Source organism: Streptomyces sp. NPDC104381, assembly GCF_055583745.1.
In genome coordinates this window covers 176,304-190,229 of the sequence record NZ_JBVJNK010000005.1, presented here as the reverse complement: position 1 = coordinate 190,229, position 13,926 = coordinate 176,304, and the positions used below count along the sequence as shown (strand labels likewise).

The following is a 13,926-nucleotide window of genomic DNA, read 5'->3' as shown; positions in this document are numbered from 1 at the left end:
CCAAGCAGCAGTCACCCCTACCCCTCAGAGCCCGAGGAGTGTCATGCCCAAACCAAACCGACGCGGTTTCATCGCCCTGTCCGCGGCGGCGGCAGCAGCCGCCGCCGGGGTGAGCAGGACCCAGGCGGACCGGGCGGCCGCCGCCGAGCCCCCGACGGCCACATCCGATGCGGCGGCCGCGACCGGCACGCTCAAGGACGCGAAACACATCGTGATCCTCATGCAGGAGAACCGCAGCTTCGACCACTACTTCGGGCTGCTCAAAGGCGTCCGGGGCTTCTCCGACCGCAGCACCGTCGAGATGGCGGGCGGCCACAGCGTCTTCGATCAGCCGAACGGAGCCGGCCGCCACTACCCCTGGCAGCTCAGCGCGACCAAGGCATCCGGCGGCTCCGACCCCGAACGCCTCGCCCAGTGCAGCGGGGACCTCGCCCACGACTGGACGAGCCAGCACGGGGCCTGGAATCACGGCAGGATGGATGCCTGGGTCTCCGCCAAGGGCCTGCGCTCCCTGGGTTACCTGACTCGCGACGACATCCCCTTCCACTACGCCCTCGCCGACACCTGGACCATCTGCGACGCCTACCACGCCTCCGGCCTGACCGCTACCGGCCCGAACCGCACATATCTGTGGAGCGGAAAGATCAGCAAGTCGTCCAAGGACGGCGGCAGCGCGTCCGGACTGACCTGGCAGACCTACGCCGAGGCGTTGGAGAAGGCCGGCGTCAGCTGGAAGGTCTACCAGTCGACGGACAACTACAGCGACAACGGGCTCGCCTACTTCGCGCAGTTCACCTCCGCGCCGAGCAGCAGCCCCTTGAGAAGCAGGGGCATGTCCACGGTCCCCCGTGGCACCACCGAGCCCGGCGATGTCGCCGCCGACATCTGCGACGCCCTCACCTCCGACGTACGGGCGGGCACACTGCCACAGGTGTCATGGATCGTCCCCGACCAGAACTACTCCGAACACCCCATGGCCACACCTGCCAACGGCGCCCACTTCGTCCACATGGTCATCAACGCCCTCAACGCGGACCCTGACGTCTTCAACTCCACCATTCTCTTCCTCAACTACGACGAGAACGACGGCTTCTTCGACCACGTGCCGCCTCCTGCCCCGCCTGCCGACACGGCTGACGAGTTCATCGACGGGACCAGCATCGGCCTCGGCTTCCGCGTGCCGCTGATCGCGATCTCCCCCTGGAGCCGTGGCGGATACGTCAACTCCCAGACCAGTGACCACACATCGGTTCTGCGCTTCCTGGAGAAGTGGACGGCCGCGATCGGCAAACCGGCCACCTGCCCCCACATCAGCGCCTGGAGACGCGCGGTCTGCGGCGACCTCACCAGCATGTTCGGCTTCACAAGCCCGGTCTACGGCCTGCCCGCCCTGCCGGCAACCACCACCACCGTCGACATCAGCCAGTGCAGCGGCCTGCCCAATCCGGCACCGGTCGACAACGAACTGCCCGCCCAGGAGGCAGGTACCCGCAAAGCACGGGCGTTGCCCTACCAGCCCACAGCCGACCTGACCGCCTTCACCACCTCCGGAGGGTCCGTCAAGGCCAACATCAGGATGGCCAACGGTGGCACAGCCACCTGCCACTTCGCCGCCTACACCAACGGCGCTCAGCGCTCGGGAGGCCCCTGGCAGTACACGGTCACCGCAGGCGGCAGTGCCACCGACTTCTACAACTGCGGTCCCGGCTTCGGCGACGGTCTCTACGACCTCACCGTCATCGGCCCCAACCGGTTCATGCGCCGCTTCAAGGGCAACGCCACCAAGGCCGGCAAGGACCTTCTCGTCGCCGCCTCCGTCGTCACCGTCTCCGGGGACGTCAAGCTCCGTTTCACACTGACCAACAACACCGCAGCCGCCGCGACGTTCACCATCCAGGCGAATGCCTACCGCACCGGCGGGCCCTGGACATACACCGTGCCGACCGGCAAATCCCTCACCGACGACTTCTCGGCCCTCACCTACGGCTCCGGCTGGTACGACCACACCGTCACCGCTTCTTCGGACGCCACCTGGTCACAGCGCTTCGTCGGCCACCTGGAGAACGGCCGGCCCAGCATCAGCGGCTGACACACCTCAAAACAGACTGCTGAATCACGCTTTTCGGGGCGCGGGCGTGCACAGCCGGGCGGCCATCTCATCGGCCGGTACGTCGGGCGCGGCCGGCTCCCGGACCCCGTGGAACAGAACCGGCACGGGTCGATGGACGTCCTCGCCTTCGGCGGGCGGATCTCTTCGGAGCGGCCCCCACCACCCTGGCCATGAGGAACGGACGAGAAGGGGCGACACCGCCGTGGGAGGCGTCTTCATCAACTACCGCAGGAGTGCGCGCGCCACACCTGCGGTACACCGGCTGCGTGAACAGCTCGGCCGCCACTTCGGCGACGCGCAGGTCTTCCTCGACACGTCGTCGATGCTGCCGGGCAACCGCTACCCGGACGACCTCAGACGTCGAGTGCACGAAAGCGAGGTTCTGCTCGTCACCATCCCGGAGGGCTGGCTGGAAGCGCGGGACCCCTCGGGCGAGCGATACCTCGACCGAGCGGGCGACTGGGTGCGGCACGAGATCGAGCTGGCGCTCGCCGCCGGGAAGACCGTGATCCCCCTGCTCCTCGACGCCGCGGAGCCGCCGCCGCCCGAGCTGCTTCCCACGTCGATCCGCGACCTCTCCCTGCGACAGGCGCATCGCGCCACCGAGGACGGATGGGACGAGGCCGTCGAGGAGCTGGTCGCCACGCTGGAGACGCTGGTGGCACCGGAGTGGGCACCGATCCCCTCCGAGGAGCAGCCGCCCCGACGGCTCGGCCGGCTGCTCGGCTGGGCCACCGGCCTCCTCGCCGCCGCGCTCTGCGTCCTCGTGCCGTGGGCCGCGACGGCCGCCCCGGGACCGGGCGACGACCCCGCCGCCCTGCTGCTGGCCCTCGCGTCCCTCGGGCTGATGAGCCTCGTCCTGGGCGCCGTGCTGCTGTCCTGCGGCCCCCTGCGCCGCTCCGTCCAGGCGTGGGAACGTGATTTGCAGGAGGCCACACAGGAGCACTACCTCCGGGCAACCTATCCGGTGCCGGTCTTCCTCCTGTTGTTCGCAGCGGCCGTCGTGATCCAGGCGTGGGGGCGGAGTCCCGGGTTCTCCGTCGTACTGATGCTGGGCACGTGCGTCGCCGTCGGCCCGATGGCGGCCCGCTTCGTGCGCTCCCTCAAGAAGGACCGCGAACGGTGGGTGCATTGGCCGGAGGCAATGCCCGCGACGGCTCCGGTGGCGGTGGTGCGGCGGGAGATCGCCCGGCTCGACGTACGTACGCAAGGGTGGAACGCGCCGATCCGGCGGGAGCAGCGGGACCGGGCACGGTTCGCGCTCGGAGAGCTGGCGGAAGCGGTGGCGGCTCAGGGACGAGCGGCGGAACGCGGACGGTTGCGGTGGCTCCGTGAGGCGCAGCCCTGGGCCTTCAGCGGGTACGTCCTGTGGCTGGCGCTCACCGTCGCCCTCACGCTCGCCTGGACCCTGCCCCTCGGAGGCGGGCTCGAAGGCTGGGACCGGGCACGGCTGTACGCGGCCCCCGTGGCCGCCGGCGCCGTGGGCTTCGGGCTGGCCTGGACGACCATGGAGTGCGCGTACCGGTACCAGCGGCGACAGCGCCGGATGTTCCACACGGAGGCGGCGCGACGGCTCGCGCTGCTGGAGGCACGAGTCGACACGCTGAGTTCCCCGTCCCGTACGCGGCTGGTGGCGGAGGGTAGAGGCCGGAGTGGCGGTTCAGAGGTTGACATCACTCGCTCACGTCCCGTCCGGTGGTGCCGGACGGGACGTGGCGAAGCGGACCGGTGCCTGGAAGCGGGCGCGTCGGGCCGCTCGGCGGAATGTGGTGAGTACGGCGGGCCCGGCCAGCATGACGCAGACAGCGTTGGTGACGGCCCGCCCGGTGTCCCAGCCGAGGGAGGTCGCGAGGTCGAAGGCCAGGTAGCGGTGCCACTGCTCGGTGAACGGCAGGCCGGGAAGGTAGGCGATGGAGCTGTTGGGGTCGAGCGAGAACGGCCAGAACGACAGGTTCAGCAGGAAGCCGAAGAGGTAGCCCGAGACCGATCCGTAGACGGCGAGCATCAGGACCTCGCGGCGGCCGGTCGCGCGGGGCAGGAACCCGGCGAGCATGCCCACGAAGGCGCAGCCGAACATCTGGTACGGCATCCACGGCCCGACGCCACCCGTGATCAGCGCGGACGTGAAGAGTGAGGTGCAGCCGAGGACGAACCCGAAGCCGGGCCCGTAGACGCGCCCTGCCAGGACGAGGACGAAGAAGACGGTCTCGATGCCCGCGGTCCCGGCACCCAGAGGGCGCAGGGCCGCGTTGACGGCGGAGAGCACGCCGAGCATGGCCAGGGCCTTGGAGTTGATGCCTCCTTCCGCGATCTCGGAGAGCACCACGCAGAGCACGAGGACGAGAAGGACTCCGAAGATGAGGGGCGGCGCGTAGTTCGAGCCGAACTTTCCGGGTGCGACGACGAAGGGCCAGAAGAACGCCACGAGCCCCACGAAGGCCGCCAGCGCGATCACGAGCGAGACGCGGACGCTGAGCCGGACAGCGGTCGCGGCGTCGATGCTCATGTCCGGTCCTCGGCGTCGGCCGTTGCGAGCGCCGTGGATGCCTGTTCCACGGTGAGGAAGGGCAAGGGTGCCAGAATCTTCGCGGTCTGCGGCGCGAAGACGGGTGAGGCGACGATGACTTCGGTGGTCGGCCCGTCCGCCACGATGTCACCTTCGGCCATGACGACGACCCTGTCCGCGGTGCGTGCCACGAACTCGACGTCGTGTGTGGAGATGACGACCGTACGGCGTTCCTCGGCCAGGGCGGCGACGATCTCCGTCAGCGCTGCCTTGGCTCGGTAGTCGAGCCCCCGGGTCGGTTCGTCGAGCAGGACGACCTGGGGGGCGGCGGCCAGCTGGATCGCGAGGACGAGCGAGAGTTTCTGGCCTTCGGAGAGATCCCGGGGATGGGTTGCGTCGGCGATACCGGGGGCGAGCCGGTCGAGGATCTCTCGCGCGTACGGGGTTCCGCTCCCGTCGGCCGACTCGCTGTCCGCCTGGTCGAGTTCCTGCTTGACGCTCTCGAGGTAGAGGAGGTCGGCAGGGGTCTGGGGGACAAGTCCGACGAGCCGGCGAGCGTGCGCCGCAGGCAGATCATGGGGATCGTTCGCTGCCACCGTCCCGGCGCCCGTGACGCGCACACGTCCGGCGCTGCGCGGGCCGGAACCCTGCAACGCCCACAGCAGCGAGGATTTGCCTGAGCCGTTGCGGCCCATCAGTGCCGTGATCTCACCGCCGCGCAGATCGAGATCGACCTCGCGGACGGCGGGGACGCCGTGGTAGCTGACGGTGATGCCGTTCGCGGTGAGCAGTGTGGGGCCGTCTGCCGGGCGGGCCGGGTGTACCTGGGCCGGAATCGCACCGGCCAGCCTCGCGCGGAGCGGTGCCGCCGCTCTGCGGGCGTCACGGATGGACAGGGGCAGCGGGTGCCAGTCGGCGGTACGGGCGAGTTCCACGATCGGCGGGGCGATGGAGGAGGTCGCGAGGATCTCGGCGGGAGGCCCGTGCACGACGCGGCCGTCGCCGGGCAGGTGGACCACGCGGTCGGCGTACTGGACAACGCGTTCGAGGCGGTGCTCGGCCATGAGGACGGTGACACCCAGGTCGTGGACGAGCCGGGTGACGGCCGCCAGGACCTCGTCCGCGGCGGTCGGATCCAGAGCGGACGTGGGTTCGTCGAGAACGAGGACGCGCGGATGCGCGGTGAGGACCGCTCCGATCGCCACGCGCTGTTGCTGGCCACCCGAGAGCTCGTGCAGCGCACGGTGGCGGAGGTCGGCGAGGCCCAGCAGGTCCAAGGTCTCCTCGACCCGTTTACGCATGACCGCAGGAGGGATCGCCAACTGCTCCATCGTGTAAGCGAGTTCTTCCTCGACCGTGTCGGTCACGAAGCCGTCGAGGGGATCCTGCCCGACCACGCCGACGGCATCGGCCAGCTCCCGGGGCGGATGGTGGGCGGTGTCCCGGCCGTCCACGGTGACGCGGCCGTAGAGGGTTCCGCCGGTGAAGTGGGGTACCAGACCGTTGACGGCCCCCAGAAGCGTCGACTTGCCGGCTCCGGTGTGACCGACGACGAGACAGAGCTCCCCCTCCTCGACGGTGAGGTCGACCTCGATGAGGGCGGGTCGGGCCGCATCGTCGTACTGGACGGTGACCTGGTCGAAGGTGATCACGTGGTTTCGGCTTTCTCGACGCGTGGCTTCGGGATGACAGCCGGGCGTGGCTGCGCGAGGGGCGGGGCGAGGACGCCGGCGGTTCCGGCGAGCAGGATCGCGAGGGTCGGCACCAGTGGCAGGGTGGGCCAGGTCAGCGGGTAGATGGACGGGTTCAGCTCTGCCGCGTCGTATCCCATGTTGCTGAAGAGCAGCACGGCGGAGAGCACTCCTGCCCCGGCGACGGCCCATTCCGGCACCAACCATGGGTCCGGCCGGTAGGTGGTACGGGTGACCCTGCGTCCCCCCAGGCGCAGTCCGGCCACACACAGGACGGCGCCGGCCGCCATGGCCGGAAAGCCGAGGAACGCGGGCGTGGTCGCGTCGAGCAGTCCGTAGACCCCGGCACAGAGCCCGCACATGCCCAGGAGCATGAGCGCGCCGGTGACACGCCGGGAACGTGGGGTGGCGGTGCCCCCACGTCCGTAGCCCCGTGAGTCCATCCCGGCCGCCAGTCGCAGAGATCGTTCGAGGGCATCCTCGAGGACGGGCACCACGATTCCGCGCAGGGCCTTGAGACCCTTGCTGCGACCGGCGCGGAGTCTGCGCGCGCGGGCGACACGCTGCACGCTCTGGACGAGCTGGGGGGCGACGCTGATCGCGACGGTGACGGCGACGCCGAGTTCGTGCAGGGCACCGGGCAGGACACGCAGGGCGCGTTTGGGGTTGGCGAGGGTGTTCGCGGCTCCGATGCAGCAGAGCATGCAGGCCAGACGCAGGCCGTCGGTGGCAGCCGAGAGCAGTGCCTCCAGCGAGACCGGGCCGCCCAGTTGGATACCCGCGTACCAGTCGGGCGTCGGTAGGTGGGGCAGGGAGAAGAGGAAGTGGTCGTGGGGGGTGACGCCGGTGGCGAAGATCGCGCGGAAGACGACACGGATCGCGACGACCGTGAGCGCCAGGTAGAGGTAGTACGTGAAGCCCCGCGCCCAAGGAGCCGCCGTACGGCGTGCGGTGACGACGTATCCGAGGACCGCGAGCACGAGGAACAGCAGCAGCGGGTTGTTGGTGCGGCTGACAGCCGTGGCCAGTGCCAGCGCCCAGATCCACCAGGCGACCGGATGCAGGGTTCGGGGCAGCCGACGGCCGCCCGTGTCCGGCGCGGTTCCGGACACGGGCGTGATCGCCGTGGGAGTGGTCCGTGACACCCGGCTACTCCGGCCGGCGACGGGCCGCGTATACGCCCGCTCCGCCGACCAGCACGATCAGCGCACCGCCGATCACCACCGGCAGCACGGAACCGGCGTCGTGCCGGGCGTCCGCCGCGGGGGCGGCATCGACCACCTCGGTACCGGACCCCGGGGTTTCCGTCCCGGGAGTGGCGACGGTGCTCGGGGAGGGGCTGGGGCTGGGTGACACGGAGGCCGATGCACCGGGTGACGGGCTGTTCGACGGCTTCGGCGAGGCGGAGGCCGACTTCGACGGTGCGGGAGTCGTCCGTTCGGGAGCCTTCGGACCCGTGTCCGTGCCGGGTGGCAGCGCGGGCGCCCGCTCGGTCGAGGCAGGCTTCCCCACGTCGCCCTCGGGCTGGGTGTTGTGGGCGCGCAGTTGGTCCGGGGTGATCTGGGGGCGCCCCTTGGTGCCGCCGATGTCGGTGCCGCCGAAGATCCACAGGTCGACACTGCCGGGCTTCGGCTTGTAGAGCATGGCGCCCAGCTGGCTGTACTCCCAGTCGTTCGCCCCGGGATCGGCGTGCCAGTACGACCAGTAGGCGGAGGCCGGCGGCGTCAGGACGCAGTCGTCCTGCTGGGGCGTCGGGTACTGCTTGCCGTTCGTGTGGCCGCTGTATCCGATGCGGCAGATGAAGGCCGGTCCGTCGTGTCCGGTGCCGGTGGTCCGCCAGCCGCCCTGGTTGAGGAGTTCGTAGCCGGTCGTGGGTGTGGAACCGCAGGAGCGGTAGACGGGGCCGCCCCAGTGGCTGAAGTCGACGGCGAGGACGACTCCGGAAGTGGTGGTGCACCGGCCCATGGCCTGCGGATCCGCTGCCACGGGCGGCGCCGTGGCCGTCAGCACGCCGGCCGACAGCAGGAGCGCGGCCGCCGCCCGCACGGCTCTGCGCCAGAAGGGGGTCCTCATATCCGTCCCCTTGCTGCGGCCCGGCGACGCGTCACGACGACTGTGCGCCACCCCGCGGCGACGAGCAGGGCTGCGACGGCGGCGAGTGCCCAGACCTGCGTGCCGGTCGAGGCCAGCGCTCCCCCGCCGGAGCCATCGGCGTCGACGATGCCGCTTGTGCCGCCGGCGGTGTCGCCCGGGGTGATGATCGTCGGGGTGGAGGCGCCGAGGCTGGGCGTGGGCTGCGGGGTCGTGCCGGTCAGGCTGCGCTCCAACGTGCCGAAGGAGATGCCCGTTGTTCCGCTGACCGCCTGGGTGGAGGCCCGCAGATCGGATCCGCGCTGACCTTCGGCGGCCACGTTGAAACCGCCGTCGGTGTTCTGCTGGCCCGCGAGGAATTTCCGGGCCTTGGCTATCTCCGAGGCGTACCGCTTCGCGTCCAGCGAGAGCCCTTGGACCGCGAGGGCCGCGGAGTTGACCGAGTTGCCGGCCGCGCCGGGGAAACCGCCGTCGGGCAACTGCTGGCCGGCGATCCAGATCAGAGCCTTGTCGACCGCCTTGTCCGCCGTCGTGCCTCCGGCCAGATCCAGGGCCATCGCCGCGATGGCGGTGGAGTCGACGTCGGAGTCGCCCGTAGCGGGGATCAGGCTGGGCCACGCACCGCTGTCGTGCTGCAGGCTCTCCAGATAGGTGACCGGCTCGCGCGCCGCGGCCTTCTCGTCGGCCCGCAACTGGGCCATGACCGCCAGGGACTGGCCGAACACCGACGGGGCGTACGTGTAGGCGCCCTTGGCAGCGCAGCTGCGGTCCGGAGCCTCACTCGGTCCGGAGCACACGGACTTCTCCAGAGCGGCGATCAAGTCCTTGCCCCCGAAGTCACGTGGGTCCCGGCCCACGACCTCGGCGAGCAGTGCGGCCTTGCCGATGGATCCGCCGAGCGCGTACTCGGTTCCGGTCCCCGTCCAGTCCTGGAGGGTCCTGCCGTCACCGTCCTTGCCGCCCTTGTCGAGGAAGTCGACGACGCCTCGGAGTTTGTCGTTGTTCAGGCCGGTGGAGGCGAGTGCGTAGGCGCCGTCGATGGTGAGTCCGAAGTCCGCGCGGGCGGAGCCAGGACCTGCCGTGTAGTACTGCCCCTGCTTCAGATTGGCGCCGTTGGTGAGGTAGGCGACGCCCTTCTTCAGGTCGGGGCCTTCACCAGCGGGCGGGGTGGGATCGTCCGTGGGGGCCGCCGTCGTCGGCGGGTCGGTCGCGTCCGGCTTCTTCGTGGTCAGTCGGGCGAGGTTGGTGCCCGCCCCGGCGAGGACAGCGGGCCCCGTCGCGTAGAGGGCCGGATCGGTGGCACCTTCCTCGACGCCGAAGCCGCCCCCTTCCCGTTGCTCTCGGGAAAGCCAGGAGACCGCCGCATCGGCGTGCGCGGTGTCGCCGAGAGTGCGGAGCGCCTGTGCGGCGTACGCGGTGGCATGGATGCTTCCGGTGGGGGCGCCGGTGTATCCGGGGAACGATCCGTTCTCGCCCTGAGCCTTGTTCAGGTACGTCCGGGCCTTGGCCACAGCCGCTTCCTGCCCGCCCGCCTCGTGCAGGACGAGGGCCACGAGTCCGGTGGTGGCGGGGTCGCCGTCGCAGTTCTCGCCGGGACGGATCAGGATGCTGGTGACCCCGCCGTCGTCGCACTGCAGCTGGGTCAGCCGCTCCACCGTCTCCGACGGGGGTACGACACCGGCGCGAAGCAGGGCGAGCACGGCCAGCGCCTGACCGTCTCCGTAGGCGGCGTTACGGAAGTCGCCCTTGGCGGTGCACCCCGGAGTCGGTTGACCCGCGTCGGGACCCGCGGCGCAGACGTTGCCCAGGAGGCCGGCTATCAGATCGTGGCCGCCGGAGTCCCGGGGGTCGGCCTCCGTGACTTCGGCCGCGAGCGCGAGCCGGGCGGCCGCCGTCACGTCGGGTGCCTGGTCCGTCCCCGCCGGGAAGGCGTAGTCCGTGGTGTGAGCGGCGAGGAAGGCGGTGACCTTGTCGAGGGTGGCGCTGTCGCCGCCCGCGGCGGCGAGTGCGTAGGCCGCCTCGGTGGTCAACAGGTAGTTGGGCGTGTCGGCACCTTCGTCGACGACGCGTTCGCCGTCCTCGAGTGCGCTGCCGACCCAGGCGGCCGCGGCTGCCACATCGATCTCCCCGGGCGGGACCGTGGGCGTGTTCCCGGGGCCCGGGGTCTCGGTGCCGCCGCCCGCGCGTACCTCGTCGGGGGTGAAGGTCGGCTTGCCCGTGGTCCCGCCGATGTCCGTGCCGCCGAACACCCAGGCGTCGACGTCACCGTCCTTGGGCTTGCGGTCCATGGCGCCGTACTGGCTGTACGTCCACGTGTTCCGGCCCGGCGCGGCGAGCCAGTAGGACCAGTAGGCCGTCGCCGGCGGGGTGAGCACGCAGGATTCCCTGTCCTGCGTGGGGTACTGCGTGCCGGAGCCGAGACCGATGCGGCAGATGAAGGCCGGTCCGTCGTGCTGGGTGCCCTCGGTGGTGAACCCCGCCTCGTGGAGGAGTTCGTAACCGGTCGTCGGCGTCGTGTCGCAGCCGCGCTCGATCTTGCCGCCGAAGGGACCGAAGTCGACGGCGACGATTGCCCCCTTGGTGGCCGTGCAGTCCCCGACGGGGTCGGCGGAGGCCGGCGTGACGGTGACGAGTGCCACGCACATGGCAAGCAACAGGGATGTCACGGATATCAGGGTCAGGAGCGCTCTGGCACGCGCCTGCCGGTCTCTTCGCTGCTGTGCGGTCCCCACCGCGGCCCCCTCGCTCGGTCTCCGTGGGGACGTGAACGTGGCTGATGAGCCCTCACCCCGGGGATCGTCACGGGTGGAGCCGGTCGACCACGCCGTAGTCCGCGACGGCGTTTCTCGCTGCAGATCAGGCCCCAGGTAATCCGGCTCGCCCGGCGGATGCCGGGCCTACGGTTGCGGGTCAGCGCCGGATTTCGACCGGCTTCCCCTGGAACTCAGTGTTTGACAGCCGGATTGGAGCACGCGGGTTCACATGGCGTCAAGACGTTGTAACGCAGCGCACAGCGGGCGTCGTACGGGACTGCTGGCAGGACCGGAACTCCTGAGGTAGCGTCCTGGGCTGCCACATGGGGGAACCCGGTGAGAGCCCGGGGCTGACGCGCAGCGGTGTGGGACGGCAGAGGGCCGTCCCGAGCCCGAATGCCCATGGCGGCGGTGCACCACAGGAAGCCGGTCCACGCGTTCGGGCGGCGGCCTTGCCCCCTGCTGCCAACACCTCGGCGGGAGAACGGGCCTGGTCGATGCGCCCCTCATCATCCCAGGAGCACGCCATGCCCCGTACGTTGATCTCCCCACGTCTCGTGTTCACGGCAACCGTCTCCCTCGGGGCCCTCTGCTTGAGCGCCCTGCCGGCCGCGGCCACCGCCACGCCGGCCCAGATGGCCACGTCGAAGGCCAACGGCGTCGCCTACCTCAAGTCCCTCCAGGCCGCTGACGGTTCGTACGCCGGCGCCGGGCTCTCCAACGAGTGGGCGTTCAGCGCGCTCGCCTCCGCCGGGACCGCTGCCGTCGACGTCACACCGGGCGGCGACACCACGAAGAACGCGAGATCCGTCTACCGCGCCCTGCTGGCGACAGCGGCCTGGCCCTCGGCCACACCGGTCGTCACCGACCATGAACGCGCCACCCTCAACGCCTACGCGGCGGGCATTGATCCGGCCCGTGTCTCGGCGTCCCGCAACCTGATCGCCGACATCTACGGGTACTGGCAGACGGCCGAGCCCGGCTACTTCGGCCCCTCGGCGAACTTCAACGGGACCGTCTTCGCCGCGCTCTCCCTGGGCGGCGCGAAGACCCAGGCGGGGGGAGAGCGGATTCCGCAATCCCTACGCGACTCACTGATCACCCGGATCCGCGCCAACCAGCACGACGACGGCGGCTGGAACTACAGCAAGGCGGAGGGCGACCCGGCTCAGCTCGCCGCAACCAGCGACGTCGACATGACGGGTGCCGCGATGGCCGCGCTCTGCGTCTCCGGTGTTCCGAACACCGATACCGACATCACCCAGGCCAAGGCGTTCCTCAAGAGCAAGCTGGTACCGACCAGCGGCGCGTTCAACGCCATGTTCGGCGTGAACACCGATTCCAACGGCTGGGCCGTGTCCGGCCTGAACGCCTGCGGTATCAACCCGCAGACGGGCGACTTCCTCACCTCGGCGGGCAAGACACCCGTCGACTTCCTCATCGCCCAGCAGTTCAACCCCGGCGGCGGCTTCAAGTACCTGCCCGGCGACACCACCCCGTCCGCCTACGCGTCGATCGACGGCCTGCGCGCGGTCGCCGGGGGCGGCTTCACCGCGACTCCCCCGAACCCCTCGACCGGTGGGGCACCGCGCTGGGTCGCCCAGAACACCTTCACCGCCGGCACCGCCACCGAGCTGGCGGTCACGGTGGACGACGGCGCGGGCAGCCTGAAGGTCTGCTCGGTCGCATTCGCCCCCACCGGCGCCACGACCACCCTGGGCGCCGTCCTCGATTCGGCCACGACCGCGGCCACCCCGACCGGCTGCGTGAGCAGCGTGTCCCCCACCACCGGAACGGGCACGATCTCCGCTCTCAACGGCAAGGCCAACAGCGGCTCGAACACCTGGAAGGTCAGCGTCGACGGGTCGGCCTTCACCGGAGCCACCCGCGGCAAGGTGATCAACGCGGGCGACACCGTCGCCCTGCGCTGGGGTGCCTGACCTCCATGGATCGACGCGCTGATTGACGGGCCGTCCGAGTGCTCCGAGCCCGGGAGCTTGAACCGGGGCCGCACCGCGGGTCGGCCATCGGACGGCCGTCGTCAGGGTTGCCGGTGGAGCAGTCGGGTTTCAGCCTGCGAAACAGCAATCCCCGCACTTCGTGCCGATCGGGGTGCGGTAGTACAGGCAGCAGCTCCGACGGCGGAAGGAAAGGTCCGGTCCCACGTGCCCCGTACCCGCGAGCCGTCCCATGCCGAGCAGGTCGGTCACGAGTTCGCCGAGCGGGGCACGCAGATGCGGGTGGGCCGAGAGCAGCACTCCGCCGGAACCGGCCAGTGCGGACGCGGCGTTCCCGTCGAGCAGGCGTGGGGCGACCTTGACGTGCAGGCCGGAGCGCAGAGCGTCGAGGTGGTGCATCACCTCGACGTACAGACTCCCCGCCCTGTCGGACAGCGACTCGGCGTACCAGCCGGCGGGCTCGGGCAGCCTGAGCTCCGAACCGTCCTCGGCGCGCTGCAAGGCGCGCAGGTCCGGCACGATTCCATGAAGCAGCACGCAGGCGAGCACCGGGGACCAGAGGCGGGCGGCGTATCCGAGGTGCGCGATGGAGACCCCGACGCGCACCTCGGTGGTGCGGTATCGGTCGGATACGGCGGTGGCCAGGTCGGTGAAGCCGCGGCCGTAGAAGTGGTCCACAGGACGCCAGCCCTTGTCGCACCCTCCGACCCGCAGCGCGAAGAAGCCGCCGATGGCCGCCACGTCGTCCAGAGCCACTGCCACAGCGGGCCCGGGTGCTCGAACAGGTTCCTTCATGGGGCCGGCCTCCCTGCGCGAT

General features: G+C 70.6%; 8 protein-coding genes, 1 pseudogene and 1 riboswitch. Of the genes and pseudogenes, 3 read left to right on the top strand and 6 right to left on the bottom strand.

What is annotated here, in order from left to right:
• The first annotated feature begins 43 nt into the window (after window positions 1-43).
• Window positions 44-2,089, top strand: a complete 2,046-nt coding sequence (locus ACZ607_RS18595) for a phosphocholine-specific phospholipase C (RefSeq protein WP_469735801.1) — start codon at window positions 44-46, stop codon at window positions 2,087-2,089.
• Between the two features lie 46 nt (window positions 2,090-2,135).
• Window positions 2,136-2,735 (top strand): annotated as a pseudogene (locus ACZ607_RS18590) (toll/interleukin-1 receptor domain-containing protein); the annotation flags it as partial.
• A gap of 1,056 nt (window positions 2,736-3,791) precedes the next feature.
• On the opposite strand, the gene ACZ607_RS18585 reads toward ACZ607_RS18590, so the two are convergent.
• The 5 genes from ACZ607_RS18585 to ACZ607_RS18565 are packed head-to-tail and all read right to left on the bottom strand — an operon-like array spanning window position 3,792 to window position 11,130.
• Entirely contained in the window at window positions 3,792-4,616 is an 825-nt protein-coding gene (locus tag ACZ607_RS18585; RefSeq protein ID WP_469735799.1) for an ECF transporter S component family protein, read from the bottom strand.
• On the bottom strand, window positions 4,613-6,268 hold the full coding sequence (locus ACZ607_RS18580; protein ID WP_469735797.1) for an ABC transporter ATP-binding protein: 1,656 nt from the start codon (window positions 6,266-6,268) through the stop codon (window positions 4,613-4,615). The genes ACZ607_RS18585 and ACZ607_RS18580 overlap by 4 nt, the downstream gene beginning before the upstream one ends.
• Window positions 6,265-7,452 carry an energy-coupling factor transporter transmembrane component T gene (locus ACZ607_RS18575; protein ID WP_469735795.1) on the bottom strand — a complete coding sequence of 396 codons (1,188 nt, stop codon included), beginning with the start codon at window positions 7,450-7,452 and terminating at the stop codon, window positions 6,265-6,267. Before ACZ607_RS18575 ends, ACZ607_RS18580 begins: the two co-directional genes overlap by 4 nt.
• Window positions 7,453-7,456: 4 nt before the next feature.
• Window positions 7,457-8,380 carry a hypothetical protein gene (locus tag ACZ607_RS18570; RefSeq protein WP_469735793.1) on the bottom strand — a complete coding sequence of 308 codons (924 nt, stop codon included), beginning with the start codon at window positions 8,378-8,380 and terminating at the stop codon, window positions 7,457-7,459.
• Window positions 8,377-11,130, bottom strand: a complete 2,754-nt coding sequence (locus ACZ607_RS18565; RefSeq protein ID WP_469735791.1) for a prenyltransferase/squalene oxidase repeat-containing protein — start codon at window positions 11,128-11,130, stop codon at window positions 8,377-8,379. Before ACZ607_RS18565 ends, ACZ607_RS18570 begins: the two co-directional genes overlap by 4 nt.
• A 347-nt stretch (window positions 11,131-11,477) precedes the next feature.
• Window positions 11,478-11,553, top strand: a riboswitch (cobalamin riboswitch).
• A gap of 125 nt (window positions 11,554-11,678) precedes the next feature.
• Here ACZ607_RS18565 and ACZ607_RS18560 point away from each other — a divergent pair.
• Window positions 11,679-13,091 (top strand): hypothetical protein, encoded by a 1,413-nt coding sequence (locus ACZ607_RS18560; RefSeq protein ID WP_469735789.1) that lies wholly within the window; start codon window positions 11,679-11,681, stop codon window positions 13,089-13,091.
• 129 nt (window positions 13,092-13,220) lie between these two features.
• Here the strand turns inward: ACZ607_RS18560 and ACZ607_RS18555 are convergent, their stop codons facing one another.
• On the bottom strand, window positions 13,221-13,904 hold the full coding sequence (locus tag ACZ607_RS18555) for a (2Fe-2S)-binding protein (protein ID WP_469735788.1): 684 nt from the start codon (window positions 13,902-13,904) through the stop codon (window positions 13,221-13,223).
• Window positions 13,905-13,926 lie beyond the last annotated feature (22 nt).

Excerpts from the sequence above, each read along its gene's own strand:
- ACZ607_RS18595 (WP_469735801.1), top strand. The coding sequence starts at position 44 with ATGCCCAAACCAAACCGACGCGGTTTCATCGCCCTGTCCGCGGCGGCG.
- ACZ607_RS18585 (WP_469735799.1), bottom strand. The coding sequence starts at position 4,616 with ATGAGCATCGACGCCGCGACCGCTGTCCGGCTCAGCGTCCGCGTCTCG.
- ACZ607_RS18570 (WP_469735793.1), bottom strand. The coding sequence starts at position 8,380 with ATGAGGACCCCCTTCTGGCGCAGAGCCGTGCGGGCGGCGGCCGCGCTC.
- ACZ607_RS18560 (WP_469735789.1), top strand. The coding sequence starts at position 11,679 with ATGCCCCGTACGTTGATCTCCCCACGTCTCGTGTTCACGGCAACCGTC.
- ACZ607_RS18555 (WP_469735788.1), bottom strand. The coding sequence starts at position 13,904 with ATGAAGGAACCTGTTCGAGCACCCGGGCCCGCTGTGGCAGTGGCTCTG.